14 protein-coding genes and 1 riboswitch are annotated in these 15,546 nt (G+C 32.7%); of the genes, 7 read left to right on the top strand and 7 right to left on the bottom strand.

Translation table 11 applies throughout. The features are described from left to right. Positions 1-118 precede the first annotated feature (118 nt). From rpmH to HNV08_RS06875, 3 genes are all read left to right on the top strand, one after another. Complete coding sequence (gene rpmH, locus HNV08_RS06865) at positions 119-280, top strand: 50S ribosomal protein L34 (protein ID WP_115818167.1); 162 nt, start codon at positions 119-121, stop codon at positions 278-280. A gap of 133 nt (positions 281-413) precedes the next feature. After that, entirely contained in the window at positions 414-3,266 is a 2,853-nt protein-coding gene (gene carB / locus HNV08_RS06870) for a carbamoyl-phosphate synthase large subunit (RefSeq protein WP_173280433.1), read from the top strand. 77 nt (positions 3,267-3,343) lie between these two features. Further along, positions 3,344-3,709: a T9SS type A sorting domain-containing protein gene (locus HNV08_RS06875; protein WP_173280434.1), complete on the top strand. Its 366-nt coding sequence runs from the start codon at positions 3,344-3,346 to the stop codon at positions 3,707-3,709. A gap of 54 nt (positions 3,710-3,763) precedes the next feature. On the opposite strand, the gene HNV08_RS06880 is transcribed toward HNV08_RS06875, so the two are convergent. The 6 genes from HNV08_RS06880 to HNV08_RS06905 all read right to left on the bottom strand — a co-directional run bounded on the left by HNV08_RS06880 (position 3,764) and on the right by HNV08_RS06905 (position 9,545). Then, entirely contained in the window at positions 3,764-4,303 is a 540-nt protein-coding gene (locus tag HNV08_RS06880) for an acyl-CoA thioesterase (RefSeq protein ID WP_173280435.1), read from the bottom strand. A gap of 74 nt (positions 4,304-4,377) precedes the next feature. Next, a complete protein-coding gene (rmuC, locus tag HNV08_RS06885) occupies positions 4,378-5,766 on the bottom strand; it encodes a DNA recombination protein RmuC (protein ID WP_173280436.1) in 1,389 nt (462 codons plus the stop codon). Between the two features lie 144 nt (positions 5,767-5,910). Then, positions 5,911-6,705 (bottom strand): ABC transporter ATP-binding protein, encoded by a 795-nt coding sequence (locus HNV08_RS06890; RefSeq protein WP_173280437.1) that lies wholly within the window; start codon positions 6,703-6,705, stop codon positions 5,911-5,913. Further along, on the bottom strand, positions 6,692-7,333 hold the full coding sequence (locus tag HNV08_RS06895) for a hypothetical protein (RefSeq protein ID WP_173280438.1): 642 nt from the start codon (positions 7,331-7,333) through the stop codon (positions 6,692-6,694). Before HNV08_RS06895 ends, HNV08_RS06890 begins: the two co-directional genes overlap by 14 nt. Positions 7,334-7,345: 12 nt before the next feature. After that, positions 7,346-8,365, bottom strand: coding sequence for a FecCD family ABC transporter permease (locus tag HNV08_RS06900; protein WP_173280439.1), 1,020 nt, complete (start codon positions 8,363-8,365; stop codon positions 7,346-7,348). A gap of 37 nt (positions 8,366-8,402) precedes the next feature. Then, positions 8,403-9,545 (bottom strand): ABC transporter substrate-binding protein, encoded by a 1,143-nt coding sequence (locus tag HNV08_RS06905; RefSeq protein ID WP_173280440.1) that lies wholly within the window; start codon positions 9,543-9,545, stop codon positions 8,403-8,405. A 201-nt stretch (positions 9,546-9,746) separates the two neighbouring features. Continuing rightward, positions 9,747-9,948, top strand: a riboswitch (cobalamin riboswitch). A 30-nt stretch (positions 9,949-9,978) separates the two neighbouring features. Between HNV08_RS06905 and HNV08_RS06910 the strand changes: the two genes are divergently transcribed. Together HNV08_RS06910 and HNV08_RS06915 are read left to right on the top strand one after the other, a co-directional pair. Next, a complete protein-coding gene (locus HNV08_RS06910; protein ID WP_173280441.1) occupies positions 9,979-11,814 on the top strand; it encodes a TonB-dependent receptor plug domain-containing protein in 1,836 nt (611 codons plus the stop codon). A gap of 6 nt (positions 11,815-11,820) precedes the next feature. Beyond that, complete coding sequence (locus tag HNV08_RS06915) at positions 11,821-12,882, top strand: YncE family protein (protein WP_173280442.1); 1,062 nt, start codon at positions 11,821-11,823, stop codon at positions 12,880-12,882. Positions 12,883-12,956: 74 nt separating this feature from the next. Here HNV08_RS06915 and HNV08_RS06920 read toward each other — a convergent pair whose 3' ends face one another. Next, positions 12,957-14,384 carry a S41 family peptidase gene (locus tag HNV08_RS06920; protein ID WP_173280443.1) on the bottom strand — a complete coding sequence of 476 codons (1,428 nt, stop codon included), beginning with the start codon at positions 14,382-14,384 and terminating at the stop codon, positions 12,957-12,959. 167 nt (positions 14,385-14,551) lie between these two features. Here HNV08_RS06920 and HNV08_RS06925 point away from each other — a divergent pair, with 167 nt between their 5' ends. Then, positions 14,552-15,061 carry an RNA polymerase sigma factor gene (locus tag HNV08_RS06925; RefSeq protein WP_173280444.1) on the top strand — a complete coding sequence of 170 codons (510 nt, stop codon included), beginning with the start codon at positions 14,552-14,554 and terminating at the stop codon, positions 15,059-15,061. Then, on the top strand, positions 15,048-15,542 hold the full coding sequence (locus HNV08_RS06930) for a hypothetical protein (protein ID WP_173280445.1): 495 nt from the start codon (positions 15,048-15,050) through the stop codon (positions 15,540-15,542). Before HNV08_RS06925 ends, HNV08_RS06930 begins: the two co-directional genes overlap by 14 nt. Positions 15,543-15,546: the final 4 nt, after the last annotated feature.

The following is a 15,546-nucleotide window of genomic DNA, read 5'->3' on the forward strand; positions in this document are numbered from 1 at the left end:
TAAATAAAAAATTTTATTTTCAGACTTGCTAAAGTAAAAACTTGTTGTATATTTGCACGCAGTTTTGAGGTAGCCCTCAAATAATTAATTAGAATATTAGTTTTTAAAAATATAAGACATGCCAAAAAGAACGTTTCAACCGTCAAAAAGAAAGAGAAGAAACAAACATGGTTTCAGAGAAAGAATGGCTTCTGTTAACGGAAGAAAAGTTTTAGCACGTAGAAGAGCTAAAGGAAGAAAGAAATTGTCTGTTTCAACTGAATCAAGACATAAAAAATAATGATTAACAATTGTTAATATATAAAAGGCGTTACTTAGGTGTAACGCCTTTTTTTGTATCGTATTGTTAACTATTTTTGCACAGCTAAAAAAAAACGAAACTGTATTTACGTCACAATTAAATATAAATCCTCATGCCAAAAAATAACAACATTAAATCTATTTTACTAATTGGTTCAGGTCCTATTGTTATTGGGCAAGCCTGTGAATTTGATTATTCTGGTTCTCAAGCTTTACGTTCATTACGAGAAGATGGAATTGAAACCATTTTAATTAACTCAAATCCTGCAACAATCATGACAGATCCAACAATGGCAGATCATGTATACTTGTTGCCATTGAATACCAAATCTTTAATTCAAATATTAAAAGAGCATCCTCAAATTGATGCTGTTTTGCCAACAATGGGAGGACAAACAGCACTCAACCTTTGTATAGAAGCGGATGAAAAAGGAATATGGGAAGATTTTGGAGTAGATATTATAGGTGTAGATATTGATGCCATAAATATTACTGAAGATAGAGAACAGTTTAGAGAATTAATGCTAAAAATCGGTGTTGGTATGGCACCTCAAGCAACAGCAACCTCGTATCTTAAAGGTAAAGAGATTGCACAAGAATTTGGTTTTCCTTTAGTGATTAGAGCGTCCTATACTTTAGGAGGAGCAGGAGCTTCTTTTGTTTTTAAAGAAGAAGAATTTGATAAAAAATTAACCCATGGTTTGGAGGTGTCTCCTATACATGAGGTTATGATAGATAAAGCCTTAATCGGTTGGAAAGAATATGAATTAGAGTTACTTAGAGATAAAAACGACAACGTTGTCATTATCTGTACCATTGAAAATATGGATCCTATGGGAATTCATACAGGTGATTCTATAACACTTGCTCCAGCAATGACATTATCTGATAAGACATTTCAGAAAATGAGAGATATGGCCATACATATGATGCGTAGTATAGGTGATTTCGCTGGTGGATGTAACGTACAATTTGCAGTAAGTCCAGATGATGAAGAAGAAATTATTGCAATAGAAATTAATCCAAGAGTATCGCGTTCTTCAGCACTTGCAAGTAAGGCGACAGGTTATCCTATTGCTAAAATTGCTGCTAAATTGGCCATTGGTTATACACTAGATGAATTAGATAATCAAATTACGAAATCTACATCAGCTTTATTTGAGCCAACATTAGATTACGTTGTTGTAAAAATACCACGTTGGAATTTTGATAAATTTGAAGGATCAGACAGAACCTTAGGACTACAGATGAAAGCCGTAGGAGAGGTAATGTCTATTGGTCGTTCGTTTCAAGAAGCATTGCATAAAGCCACACAATCTTTAGAAATTAAGAGAAATGGATTAGGTGCAGACGGAAAAGGACATACAGATTACGATACTATTATAGAAAAACTAACCTATGCAAGTTGGGATAGAGTATTTGTAATTTATGATGCTATTGCTATCGGAATACCGTTGAGTCGTATTCACGAAATCACTAAAATTGATATGTGGTTTTTAAGACAATACGAAGAGTTGTTTCAACTTCAAAAAGAAATTTCAACATTTAAAATTGATACCATTGAGCGTGAATTGTTACTAGAAGCTAAGCAAAAAGGTTATGGTGATAGACAAATTGCTCATATGTTAGGATGTTTAGAAAGTCAGGTGCATAAAAAACGAATGGATTTAAATATTAACCGTGTATTTAAATTGGTAGATACGTGTGCGGCTGAATTTAAGGCGCAAACACCTTATTATTATTCAACCTTTGAAAGTGAAGTAGAAACAGCAGAAGGTGAAGTATACGTGCAAAACGAAAGTATTGTTAGTGATAAAAAGAAAATCATTGTACTTGGATCTGGACCTAATAGAATTGGGCAAGGTATTGAGTTTGATTACTGTTGTGTACATGGTGTTTTGGCAGCTGCAGAGTGTGGTTATGAAACTATTATGATTAACTGTAATCCTGAAACAGTATCAACAGATTTTGATATAGCAGACAAACTTTATTTTGAACCTGTTTTTTGGGAACACATTTATGATATCATTCAGCATGAAAAACCAGAAGGTGTCATTGTTCAGTTAGGTGGACAAACCGCTTTAAAACTTGCTGAGAAGTTAGAAAAATGGGGAGTTAAGATAATGGGAACTAGCTTTAAAGCTTTAGATTTAGCTGAAGATAGAGGTAGTTTTTCTAATATTTTAAAAGAACATAATATTCCTTACCCAGAGTTTGATGTAGCAGAATCTGCAGATGAAGCTCTTGCTATTGCTGATGTTTTAGATTTTCCAATTTTAGTAAGACCGTCTTATGTTTTGGGTGGACAAGGCATGAAAATTGTAATTAATAAGCAAGAATTAGAATCTCATGTTATTGATTTATTAAAGTCTATTCCAGGTAACAAATTATTGTTAGATCACTATTTAGATGGAGCAATTGAAGCAGAAGCAGATGCAATCTGTGATGGCGAAAATGTTTATATCATAGGTATAATGGAGCATATTGAACCTTGTGGTATTCACTCTGGTGATAGTAACGCAACATTACCTCCTTTTAACTTAGGAGAATTGGTAATGCAACAGATTAAAGACCATACAAAAACCATAGCATTAGCATTAAATACTGTAGGTTTAATTAATATTCAGTTTGCTATAAAAGATGAGGTGGTTTATATCATTGAAGCGAACCCAAGAGCATCGCGTACAGTGCCATTTATTGCGAAAGCTTACAAGGAACCTTATGTAAATTATGCAACTAAAGTTATGTTAGGTGAGAAGAAAGTAACCGATTTTGATTTTAATCCACAATTAGAAGGTTATGCTATAAAACAACCTGTGTTCTCATTCAATAAGTTTCCTAATGTAAATAAGCAATTAGGACCAGAAATGAAAAGTACTGGAGAAAGTATATTGTTTATAGATAGTCTAAAGGACGATCAGTTTTATGATCTCTATGCAAGAAGAAAAATGTATTTAAGTAAGTAATTGGCATAGTTTTCGATAAAGTACAAGTATAATTATTTAATAATTACTAACTTAGCTTTAGTAGAATTTGAGATCTTATGAAAAAAATATTACTAAGTCTTTTATTAGTTACTCTATTTAGCACCTTACATGCTAACGCTTCATTGCGTTATAATGATGCTATGAGTGCCGTAGTATCTATTGAGAATGGCATGGATAATTTTCAGGATAAGGATTTTACAATTTCGCCAAATCCAGCAAAAAATAGATTAAACATTAAGGTTTTAAAGTCAGCAGATCTGTTGACCCTTGAGGTTTTTGATGTCTTAGGAAAACGTATTTATAAAACGTCAATTTCAAAATTAGAGGCTTCAATAGACGTGTCTGCATGGAAAACAGGCGTTTATCTTGTTAAAATTTCTAACGAAAAGACGTCGCATACTAAGCGTTTTATTAAACAATAATGTAACGCTTAATAAAAAAAGATAAAAGCTGTTTCAGAAATGAGGCAGCTTTTTTTATTTAAAATCAATTTTAACTCTATGATCTTTTAGTTGTTCTAAATGATCTTCTACGTTTTTGTAAAGATCTTCTAAATCTTCACTTCGTTTAGAGTCACTTTCGCGTCTAATAATAGATTTTATAAAACGTTTAGCGGCTAATTTATTAGTAAGAATTAAACCAGGAACAGTTACAGTTTTACCATTTTCATCTACGGCAACCATAATAAAATAGGAAGAATTGCAGTGTTTTTTTTCTCCTGTTGTTATATTTTCAGATTCTACTCTAATACCCACAACCATTGAGGATTTTCCGACGTAATTCACAGAGGCTTTCATGGTAACTAACTCGCCAACTTCTATAGGATTTAAGAAATTCACTTTGTTTACTGATGCCGTAACGCAATAACTACGCGAGTGTTTTGATGCACAAGCAAAAGCGATATTGTCCATTAAACTCAAAATATAACCACCATGGATTTTACCGCCAAAATTAGCATGAGATGGTTTCATTAATTCAGATATTTGAATTCTAGAATCTTCGGTTGTTTTAAACATATGCTTGTGTATTTAGCGCAACAAGTTAGTTATTGTTGATGAATAATTATAAATATTGTTAATTTATTTAATGATTATAAATCGTCTTCAGTGGCACGTTTAATGATGTTTTCTGGAAGTGATTTTTTCGCTTTAGCACCCATTTTCTTAATCTTTTCTACTCGCGAAATAAGATTACCTTTGCCATCTACAAGTTTGTTCATCGCAGAAGAATAGTCACTTTTTGCAGCATCAATCTTTTTGCCTACACCTGTTAAATCCGTGACTAAGCCTTCAAATTTATCATATAGCGCACCTGCTTGCTTCGCAATTTCTAAAGCGTTTTGTTGTTGTTTTTCATTATTCCACATTGTATCTATAGTACGTAGCGTTGCTAAAAGCGTCGCAGGTGTTACTATTACAATGTTTTGTTCAAATGCTTTGTTGTACAGTGAATTATCTTCATTAATAGCAATGGCGAATGCTGGTTCTATAGGTATAAACATTAAAACAAAGTCTGGCGATTCAATATCATACAAGTCTTGATAATTTTTTGCAGATAATTGGTCTACATGTTTTTTAATAGAGTTAACATGCGCTTTTAAATGTAGTGCCTTTTCATCATCTTCTGCATTTACCAATCGTTCGTAATCGGTTAATGATACCTTTGAGTCGATAATCATTTTTTTAGAATCTGGTAGGTGCAATACCACATCTGGCATTACTCGCGAGCCATCTTCACGCTGAAAGTTTTGCTGTACAAAATACTCTCTATCTTTTTCTAATCCTGATTTTTCTAAAACACGTTCTAATACCAATTCGCCCCAGTTTCCTTGCGTTTTACTATCTCCTTTTAATGCTCTAGTAAGGTTTGTGGCTTCTTTTGCCATTTGTTGGTTAAGATCTTTTAAGCCAAGAAGTTGCTCTTTTAGAGCAGAGTGCATGCTTATGCTTTCCTTTTGTGTGTCTTCTACCTTTTTTTCGAAAGTTTTTATTTTTTCTTCAAGTGGGTTTAAGATGTTTTTTATGTTTTCTTTATTCTGTAATGTGAATTTTTCTGATTTTTCCTCTAAAATTTTAGAGGCCATTAATTCAAAATCCTTTCTAAGCTGAATTTGTTGTTGTTCTAATTCTGCATCACGTTTTAAGTTTTGTTCTTGTAGGTTTTCAAACTCTGTATTGCGTCGAGATAATTCTGTATTTAAAAAATCTTTTTCGCGTCTTATGGCTTCGCGCTCTGTTTCAATTTTGGTGATGGTTTCCTTTAATTCACTCAGTGATTGTGTAAAATATTGATTTTGCTTTTGGTTTTCAGACTCTGAAAACTGCTTGAATTCTTCAAATTGTTGCTGCAAATTAGCATTTCGCTCTTCTAAAGTGCTTTTGTCACTTTTACTTTTTAATTGCGAGAACTTTAAGCCTATAAAAGCGCCAATTGCTGCAGAAATAAAAATAGATATGATGAGAATTATGGTGTCGTTCATGGTGTCAATAGAAATTTAACCAAAGATAATTTTTAATGTTGAAAATAAAGTCGAAAATGAACGTGAAATTGATAGCTGTGATATTATAGCGCTATTGAAGGCTATTGGATTGAACTCAGAATTATAATCTGTTTGTAATTATATTTATTTGGAAACGATAAAACGTCCTGATGTGGCATCAAAAGAAATTAAATCTTCTGGAAAAAGAGATTCAAAAATATGGTTTGAAATTAATTGACACGGCTGGTCACAAACCACATTGTCTTGCTGCATGACAATCATTGTATCACATAACTGGATAGCCAAATCTATCTCATGAGAAGAGAATAGTATGGTTTTACCGGTTTCTTTTGTAAGCTTTTGCAGTAATTTAATTATGTAGGCTTTGTGATACATATCTAAATGCGAAGTAGGCTCATCTAAAATTATTAATGATGTATCTTGTGCTAAGGCTCTAGCGATCATAACCTTTTGTAACTGGCCATCACTAAGTTCGTAGCATTTTTTGGTTTTGTATTCTGTAATATTTACGAGTTGTAGTGCATTATTTACTATAGATAGGTCATTTTCGGTTAAATTTCCAATCCAGTTGGTGTAAGGGTGTCTGCCCAAGGATACTAGCTCAAAAACCGTAAGATTTTTTGATTGCAAGGGTTCTGTTAATACAATGCTCAATTGTTTAGCAAGATCTAAAGTAGATGTCGTTTCTAAACTGTTATTATGTATTTGAATTGTGCCAGATAGTGCTGGTTGTAAACCAATTAATGTTCTTAGTAGCGTAGATTTACCAATACCATTTGCACCAACTAAGCCTATAAGATGCCCTTGTTCTAGTTCAAAATTAATGTTTGAAGCAATAGTGGTTATACTTTTTTTAGCTGTATAACCAATAGATAGGTCTTGCGTTTTTAATACAATATTGTTTTTAGTTAGTGGCACTAATTTTTATATTACTGGTAATGTTGTTATCATGACAGAGTGTAATATAATGAATTGCCAGTACAATTTGAATGTTTGTATTCGTTAAGTCAAAATCTAAATTATTATCATTCATATAGCCAAGCATAGATAAGTGGCTAAAGTTACCAGATTTAAGGACTTTATCGTAATACTCATTTATCCTAGAGTTGTGCTTGGTGTTTTTTTCTAAAAACTGCAGGTATTTACCTTGTTCGTTTGGGACTAAATACTTGTAAGAAATACTATTACGCATGGAGTTAGAATGCGATTTGGTCTCCCAAATTTCGTCAATTGTAGATTCTGATACCGATTTAAAGAGGTTGTTTATTTTATCTAATTTTACATTAGCAAAACCGCTCGCTTCTAATTTTTGGATTTTGTTTCTAAATTCGAAATGAAAATTTTCATCCTTTAATCCCATAATATCTTTAACGAAAAAGGTGCGTATGGTTTCAAGATCTTTTAATTCTTCTTTAACGAAGGTCGTTTGTAGTTCGGTGGTTGTTTTGTAAGATTTGCATCCAATAAATAAGCTAATTGTAAATACAATAATTAAGGGTTTTACAGTGGCCATCTTACAAAAACTTAGGGGAGTTTTTGTTTTCATGTTCTACATAGTTTAAAACATTATGTTCCGCTGTTTTACAAGTAGCCAAATTACTACTGGTGCTCCAACTAATGCCGTAATAGCATTGATTGGTAAGGTATAGTCACTAGTAGGAACTTGAGCAATGCTATCACAAATTAGCATAACTATTGCACCAAATAAAAATACAGCAGGCAATAATATTTTATGATTTGAGGTTTTAAATATTTGCCGTGTTAAATGCGGAATTGCTAAGCCGATAAATGCTATAGGGCCAGCAAAAGCGGTAACAGTTCCTGCAATTAAACTTGTAGCAAATATAATGATGAATCTGCTAGATTTCAAAGATAATCCCAGGCTTTTTGCGTAATTGTCGCCTAATAGTAAGGCATTCAGGCTTTTAGCTGAGGCGATGCTGAGTGTGATGCCAATAGCATAAATTCCAAAGAAAATGAGCAATTCTTCCCAAGATAAATTGTCTAAACTGCCAAATCCCCAAAAAATATATTGCTGTAATTGTTCTGCAGAGCTAAAGTAAGAAAGTACGCTCACAACAGCAGCTGTAATACTTCCAAACATTAAACCTATAATTAATATGGCCATAGTGTCTCTTACTTTACTCGCCACAAGCATTACGGCTAATAGCACTAGAAAACTACCTAAACTGGCTGCGACCACAATACTCCATTTTGAAATTAAAAATGTAGTAAATCCTCCAAATATACCTGCTCCTAAGATAACTATGGCAACACCCAAACTTGCGCCAGAGCTTATACCTAAAACAAATGGTCCTGCCAATGGATTTCTAAATAGCGTTTGCATTAATAAACCAGAAATGCCTAAGCCAGAACCAACCATAATGGCTGTTATAGCTTTAGGAAGTCTAACTTTGGTCACAATAAGTTGATGCGTTTCGTTCTCTATAGTGCCAAAAAGACTACTAAAGACGTCTGAAAAAGACACTTGTACCGAACCTAAACAGATGTTGAGAACAAAGCATAACAACAAAATTAGTGTTAAGACAATAAACGCATATTTGTGGTTGATTTTCATGTTTATTTGGTCGTCATTGTTTTTAAGAATGGTATGACTAATTTAATTTTTCAAAAAAGGATGGCGTATACGTTGGTAATAATTCAGGGTGTATAATTTTTATAAGATCTTTTAGCACCAAATCTGGTCTTGCTGTTCCTAATTCATAATACAAAACACCACCTGTGGCACCTGTTTTATTAGAAAAGGTATAAATGTTTTTGGTTTTAAAAGCTTCAAAATTGGCATATAGTGCATTTGCGTTTTTTAGTTGTTCAAAACTACTGTAATACGATGGACTTAACCAAATATTGGCATCTTTGGCCTTTACTAATACCGACTCAAAACTTAGAGCCAAACTTCCGTTACCTGTAGTTTCTTTCCAAAGGTAGTTAGCGTTAGCATCTTTTAAAAATTGTGCTTCAGCACTAGAGCCATTGGGTAAATACCAAACCTCTTGTTCCATAGCGCCACTTAAAACGGTTGGACTATGTGTGGCTTGTTTCGCTATTTGTTTTGCTGCGAGATAGTCTTTTTCAATACTATTAAATATAGAATCGGCCTCTTTTTCTTTATTATACAATACACCAAAAAACTTAATCCATTCTGCTTTTGCTAAAGCCGAACCTTCAACCCAATCACCATTGTAAATTACAGGTGTTCCTGATTTTTTTATGACTTCGAAAGTTTTGTTAACACCATCAACACCAAAACCAATTACTACATCTGGATTTAACTCGAGTAAAACTTCTGTATTTATGCCTTCATTTTTTCCTAATTCTCTGATTTTTTTACTGTCAATCAGTGCTCTTGTTTTTTGAGATGACACATAATCTGTGCCCGGAAATCCGGTTAATGTTTTTTCAACTCCTAAAAGCTCTAAGGCAGGAATATGCGTTGTAGAGGTAACGACAGTGCTTTTAACAGGTGTGATTATGACACCATCATAGTCGTCTGAATTATAAGTAGTTTTTGAAGCCTGTGCTTTTGTTAGTAATAAATAGGTGTATTTTTTTTTAGCCTGAGGCCAAGCTTTGGTTATTTCTAAAGTTTTATAATTGGAGAATGCTGTAATACTAAAGCCTTGAGCATATTTTAATACTGTTTTTTTAGTCTCACCAAGATCTTGTAAATCTCTTTTAGATTCATTTTTACAAGCGCTAATAAGCAAAAAGAGTAATAGTATTTTTAAGTATTTCATAGGTAACATTTGTAACGTATATGTTGAAATCTTTCGTGTAATTTTGATAAAAATTCTACCATGAGAGGCGATTCAAATTTAACACTATATATCGTTGCAGGTATCATCCTAGTACATTTTTTAATCGGATTCATTTATCTCATCTACAAAATGAATCAGAAAAAGTAACAATTTTTGAGAGTTACAATGTATTAATAGACTACTTTTGCATCGAAAATTGGTTTTATTCTTAATTGAATGAATTAAAAGGGAATCTGGTGCGATACCAGAACTGTTCCCGCAACTGTAAGCTTTGTCACGTTGGTGATGCTTGTTATTACACTTCTAGTCACTGTTCTATAAAGAATGGGAAGGCAAATAACAAGACGTAAGTCAGGAGACCTGCCATTTTTTTAACAAATAGTAAAACTTTCGGGATAAAAGTGATTGCGGTATGATACGTATAGTACTCTGTTTTTTATTGCTATGTTTTTATAGCGTTGCTAAGGCACAAACGTCCACTGATTCTATTCAGCGCTTGGATGAAGTTGTGTTGAGTGACGTGAAACTGAAGCGTTATAACCAAGGTTATAAACTTACTGTCTTAAACGACTCTATTCTTAGAAAAAATGGAAACTCATTAACCGATGTTTTGCGTTTTAATTCTAATATTTATTTCAAAGAAAATGGTTATGGTATGGTGTCTTCAGCGTCTTTTAGAGGAACCAATGCGTCGCAAACTGCTGTGATTTGGAATGGCATCAACATTAATTCTCAACTTAATGGACAGGTAGATTTTAATACCATATCTGCAGCTAATTACAATGCTATAAGTATACGAAGTGGAGGCGGAAGTGTGCAATATGGCAGTGGTGCCATTGGTGGAAGTGTGCATTTATCTAATGAATTAGATTTTACAACGCATATAAATCATAGGTTGCAATTGGGTTATGGCAGTTATGACACTGAGAATGCTAGTTACAATTTATCCTTTGGTAATAGTAAATGGTCTGGAAATGTAGGTGTGTCTTACGTGCGTACCGAAAATGATTACAGAATTCTTGGTACTGATGAAAAAAATGAAAATGGTGCTTTTAATAATTTAGACCTTAATCTTAATTTAGGCTATGTTTTATCTCAAAAGGATGTTTTAAAAATATACCATCAAAATTTTAGAAGCGATAGAGCATTTTCTTCAACCTTATTAGCACCTTCTAATAGTAAGTATGAAACTGAGGATTATCGTAGCATGTTAGAATGGGCTCATGTTAGTGAAAATTTTACATCGAGTTTAAAAGCGGTTCATTTATTAGAACAATTTAAATATTTTGAAAACAAAGATTTAAATAACTACTCTATCGGTCAGGCAAAAACATGGTTGATTAAGCATAATTATATGCGTAATCTATCAAATAACATGACTTTGAGTGTTATTACAGATTACAGTTATATTACGGCTGAAGGCAATAGTTATGTAGATCCAAAACGAAATGCTTTTTCTGCCACAGCGCTATTAAATCATCAATTTTCATCAAGATTTAGATACAACCTAAATGTTAGAAAAGATGTGATTTCAGATTTTAAAAGTCCATTAGTTTTTGCAGGAGATTTAAGTTATAGAATAGCCGAACCATATACATTAAAGTTTAATGCTTCTAAAAACTTTAGAGTACCAACATTTAATGATTTGTATTGGCATCCTGGTGGAAATTTAGACCTAGAACCAGAAGAATCTTTTCAATTTGATTTAGGTCATCAACTGGAAATATTAAAGTCGTTTCAAATAAAACTCAACATGTTTTATATTGAAACTTCAGACCTTATTCAATGGCGACCAAATACTGAAACTAACTATTGGAACCCTGTAAATATTGCAAATGCTAAGCATTATGGTTTAGAAGTAGAACTTGGTTATTCAAAACAAATCAATGCACATCACGTTAATTTAGTAACAGCATATTCTTACACAGAAACGGAAGATGTAGAAAAAAATCAGCCGTTATATTATGTGCCACTTCATAAAGGCAATACAGCTGTATCATATAATTTTAAATCATTTACGGCTTATTACCAACATTTATTTACGGGAGAAGTAGATATTATTGGTGGTTCATTAGATGGTTATGATGTTGGTAATTTAGGCTGTTCTTATGTGCTGAATACGGCCGGAAAATTAAATTACATCTTAGACTTAAAAGTCAATAACATATATAACACCTATTACGAAAACGTAGCATTGCGACCAATGCCAAACAGAAATTTCAATATTAAACTAACACTTAAATTTTAAAACAAAATGATTAAAAATCAATTGACAGTACTAGTATTATCGGTAGCATTATTATTTACATCATGTAATAATGATGATGATGATTCAAATCCAGTGCCATTGGGAGACTATGAAAATGGTTTGTTAATTTCACACGAAGGTAATTTTGGGCAAGGCAATGCATCTGTATCTTTTGCGTCTTATGACTTAACCGTTGTAGAAAATAATATTTATAATGCGGTAAATTCTTCGCTTTTAGGAGATACTGCACAGAGTATAGGGTTTTATGACGATCTTGCCTATATTGTATTAAATGTGTCGAATAAAATTGAGGTTGTCGATAGATATACTTTTGTTTCAGTAGCAACCATAGATACTGGGTTAAATAATCCAAGGCATATAGCATTTGCAAACGGCAAAGGATATGTAACAAATTGGGGCGATGGTAGTGTTGCAACAGATGATTATGTTGCTGTTATTGATGTGACGACAAATACAATTAGTGCACAAACAATTGCTGTAGAAGAAGGTCCAGAAAAACTAGTTGCTAACGGAAATACAGTTTATGTAGCGCATCAAGGTGGTTACAGTCAAAACAATATTATTTCAGTAATTAATGCTGCTACAGATGTTGTGTCTACAACAGTAACTGTAGGCGATGTACCTAATTCTTTACAATTAGATACAGATGGCGATTTATGGGTTTTAGCTGGAGGAACACCATCTTGGACAGGTAGTGAAACTGGTGGAAAATTATCTAAAATAGATAGTAGTGATTATAGCGTAACCTCTATAGATTTTGCGGGAACTGAGCACCCAAGCTTTTTAGTATTTGAGACTGGTACGCTTTACTATTATTTATCTGGAAGTGTGTATAAAATGAATGAGGATGCCACAACCTTACCTTCTGCTGCTGAAATTACAGGGTTAAACTTTTATGGAATGTCTATAAATGATTCTGTATTATATGGTGTTGATGCTGTAGATTTTACCAGCAATGGAATTTTAACGGCTTATGATTTATCATCAAATACCTTAGTGAATTCTGCAACGGTGAACATTATACCAGGAGGTGTTTATTTTAATTAGAGTATAGAAATTCACATATAAAAAGAAAGCCGCATTTTATCTAAAATGCGGCTTTTCGTTTTTTTTAACTTAAATTAATCAATATACATATCTTGCTCTAGAGTAGTTTTAATGTGTTTTACGTCTATGAGTTCATTTACATTACTATTTGTGATGGAAGAACGGTCTGCGGATGTCATATGTTGAATGGCTGCAGCTAATAACGGCTCGTTAACGTCTCCAAGAATACCATAATTAGTTGGAGTTTCAGAAAGTTCTATATCAGGCGTTAAACCTGTGTTAGGCACAAGCTCATCATTTACATTTGTAGAGTTCGCAATCAAAGGTTGCATGGCATAGGTATGACCAAGATTTATACCATCTGAAGAGAATAGGCTTGGTGAGTCATAAACCGTTCTAGACGCTTGTGTTTTACCGACTGTATTTTCTCCAATAACAATAACTTCAATGTAAGGTCTAAGACTGTTAATAATCAATTCGCTCGCAGAAGCGGTTCTTCTATTAGTTGTTAAAACATAAACTTTAGTGAGGTTGAGACTATTTATTGTACCACTACCCGAAATAGAATTAGTGAATAAGTAGTCTTCATTGTTATTGCTCAAATTATCATTGTAAAATAATTTTGAATAAACGTCTCCAGTAAACTGACCTGTAACCATACTTCCTAAATAAGCCGCTGTTTGTACGGAGCCACCACCATTGTACCTTAAATCTAACACCAATTCTGTTACACCTGCTGCGCTAAATTCACCAAATACCTCGTTTAAAGCGGAATTATAATTAGTATTAAACGCGTTGTACATTAAATAGCCAATATTGGTACCGTTAACTTGAAGAACTTCTGATTTATGAATAGGGTTTTCGGTATACGTTACTAGAGATAAACTTACATTTTCATCATTTAATGTAACTGTATCATCTTCAGTATTATTAGTGCCATTGGTGTTATAATCGGCAAAACCTAAGGTGTAATCATTTGCTGATAGGAGTTCAATATAATTATTAGAGGTAAGGTTTTCGCCATTAACAGTCCTAAATATTTGACCACGTTCTAAACCTAAATCTGAAGCCATGCTATTATTCAAAACTTGCGTAATGGCGCCAAATATTTCTGAGTCGCTACCAGGTATAAAATATAAATTATATTCAATACCATTACTTAATGAAGTACCACCTATTAAATCTAATAGCTGATTGTAATCACTATAAATTCTACTAAATCGATCTATCGTATTTGGTGCGTATTTAAGAGATTCAAATAATTCTTCTGGTGTGCTATAACTATTGAGATAGTCGTTATATTCTTCATTAGTAACAAATCTATCATCAGCTAAATCTGGAATTTCTGATTTGTATAAATAGACAGCATTCATCGCTTTCCAGACAAAATCACTAATTTCTACATTAGTAGAAACTATGATGTTATCATCTAAGTCGTCATAACAAGATGTGACACTAATTGTTGTCACAAATAGGAGTATTAAAATTTTAATTTTTTTCATAATTTCTTTTTCTTAATTAAATAGCAATTCTTTACTTATATATGTAAAACTCTAAATTTACTCACAATATTATAAAAATCATAAATCTTTGTAACAAAAGATAAAGTAGTTCGTCGTAATAATGAAGGCAATTAAAATTGCAGTTCACAACCAATCAAAAAAAAGTAATGAAACAGTCAGATTTTGTAAAAATCGTGATGCCCTTTAAAGATAAAGTATTTCGTTTGGCGAAACGACTACTTGTTTCTCGTGAAGAAGCAGAAGATGCTACACAAGAAATACTGTTGAAATTATGGAAGAATAATAAAAAGATTGAAGACTATAAAAATGTAGAAGCGTTTTCAATGACCATGACAAAGAATTTTTGTTTAGATCGTTTAAAATCTAAACAAGCACAAAATTTAAAAATTGTACATAGTAATTACACAGATGGCAATGCGTGTTTACAAAAACAAGTTGAAGCGAAGGATAGTGTGGATTGGGTGTCTCGTATAATGGAAGATCTGCCAGAGCAACAAAAAATAATAGTGCAGCTGAGAGATATTGAAGAATATGATTTTGCAGAAATAGCTAAAATGCTAGATATGAATGAAACAGCAGTTAGAGTAAATTTATCTAGAGCACGAAAAACGATAAGAGAAAAATTAACTAATACGCATCAATATGGTATTAAATAATATAGAAAAATTAATAGAAAAGTATAACAATGCGGAAACTACACTTAAGGAAGAGGCGCAACTAAAAGCCTATTTTTTGAGTGATGATGTAGCGCCTCATTTAGAGCATTACAAACCAATGTTTCAGTACTTTTCTAATTCAAAAAAAGAGCAGTACACCAAAGACGTTCCATTAAAGTCTATAAAAACAAAATTGTATCAATGGATTTCTGTCGCAGCTGTGACTGTTTTAATGCTTGGCTTAATTGTGCCTAAAGTTTTAGGGCCTTCAGAGCAAGACTTAAGAGATCAAGAAATGGCATTAGCAACCTATAACCAAACAATGGAAGCTTTTAATCTTATCTCTTTAGGAATGAATAAAGGAAAAACACAATTAACCAATTTGGCTTTAGTTAGTGAAAACATCAATGAAGGTGTTGAGCAAGCTAGTAGACTAGAAGAATTTAATGTAATAACAAACAGAATTTTAAAAAACAAGTAACAAT

This window comes from Winogradskyella eckloniae, assembly GCF_013249045.1.
Lineage (GTDB): Bacteria > Bacteroidota > Bacteroidia > Flavobacteriales > Flavobacteriaceae > Winogradskyella > Winogradskyella eckloniae.

Excerpts from the sequence above, each read along its gene's own strand:
- HNV08_RS06875 (WP_173280434.1), top strand. The coding sequence starts at position 3,344 with ATGAAAAAAATATTACTAAGTCTTTTATTAGTTACTCTATTTAGCACC.
- rpmH (WP_115818167.1), top strand. The coding sequence starts at position 119 with ATGCCAAAAAGAACGTTTCAACCGTCAAAAAGAAAGAGAAGAAACAAA.
- HNV08_RS06920 (WP_173280443.1), bottom strand. The coding sequence starts at position 14,384 with ATGAAAAAAATTAAAATTTTAATACTCCTATTTGTGACAACAATTAGT.
- HNV08_RS06915 (WP_173280442.1), top strand. The coding sequence starts at position 11,821 with ATGATTAAAAATCAATTGACAGTACTAGTATTATCGGTAGCATTATTA.
- HNV08_RS06880 (WP_173280435.1), bottom strand. The coding sequence starts at position 4,303 with ATGTTTAAAACAACCGAAGATTCTAGAATTCAAATATCTGAATTAATG.
- HNV08_RS06910 (WP_173280441.1), top strand. The coding sequence starts at position 9,979 with ATGATACGTATAGTACTCTGTTTTTTATTGCTATGTTTTTATAGCGTT.
- HNV08_RS06900 (WP_173280439.1), bottom strand. The coding sequence starts at position 8,365 with ATGAAAATCAACCACAAATATGCGTTTATTGTCTTAACACTAATTTTG.
- HNV08_RS06930 (WP_173280445.1), top strand. The coding sequence starts at position 15,048 with ATGGTATTAAATAATATAGAAAAATTAATAGAAAAGTATAACAATGCG.
- HNV08_RS06895 (WP_173280438.1), bottom strand. The coding sequence starts at position 7,333 with ATGAAAACAAAAACTCCCCTAAGTTTTTGTAAGATGGCCACTGTAAAA.
- carB (WP_173280433.1), top strand. The coding sequence starts at position 414 with ATGCCAAAAAATAACAACATTAAATCTATTTTACTAATTGGTTCAGGT.
- HNV08_RS06905 (WP_173280440.1), bottom strand. The coding sequence starts at position 9,545 with ATGAAATACTTAAAAATACTATTACTCTTTTTGCTTATTAGCGCTTGT.
- rmuC (WP_173280436.1), bottom strand. The coding sequence starts at position 5,766 with ATGAACGACACCATAATTCTCATCATATCTATTTTTATTTCTGCAGCA.
- HNV08_RS06925 (WP_173280444.1), top strand. The coding sequence starts at position 14,552 with ATGAAACAGTCAGATTTTGTAAAAATCGTGATGCCCTTTAAAGATAAA.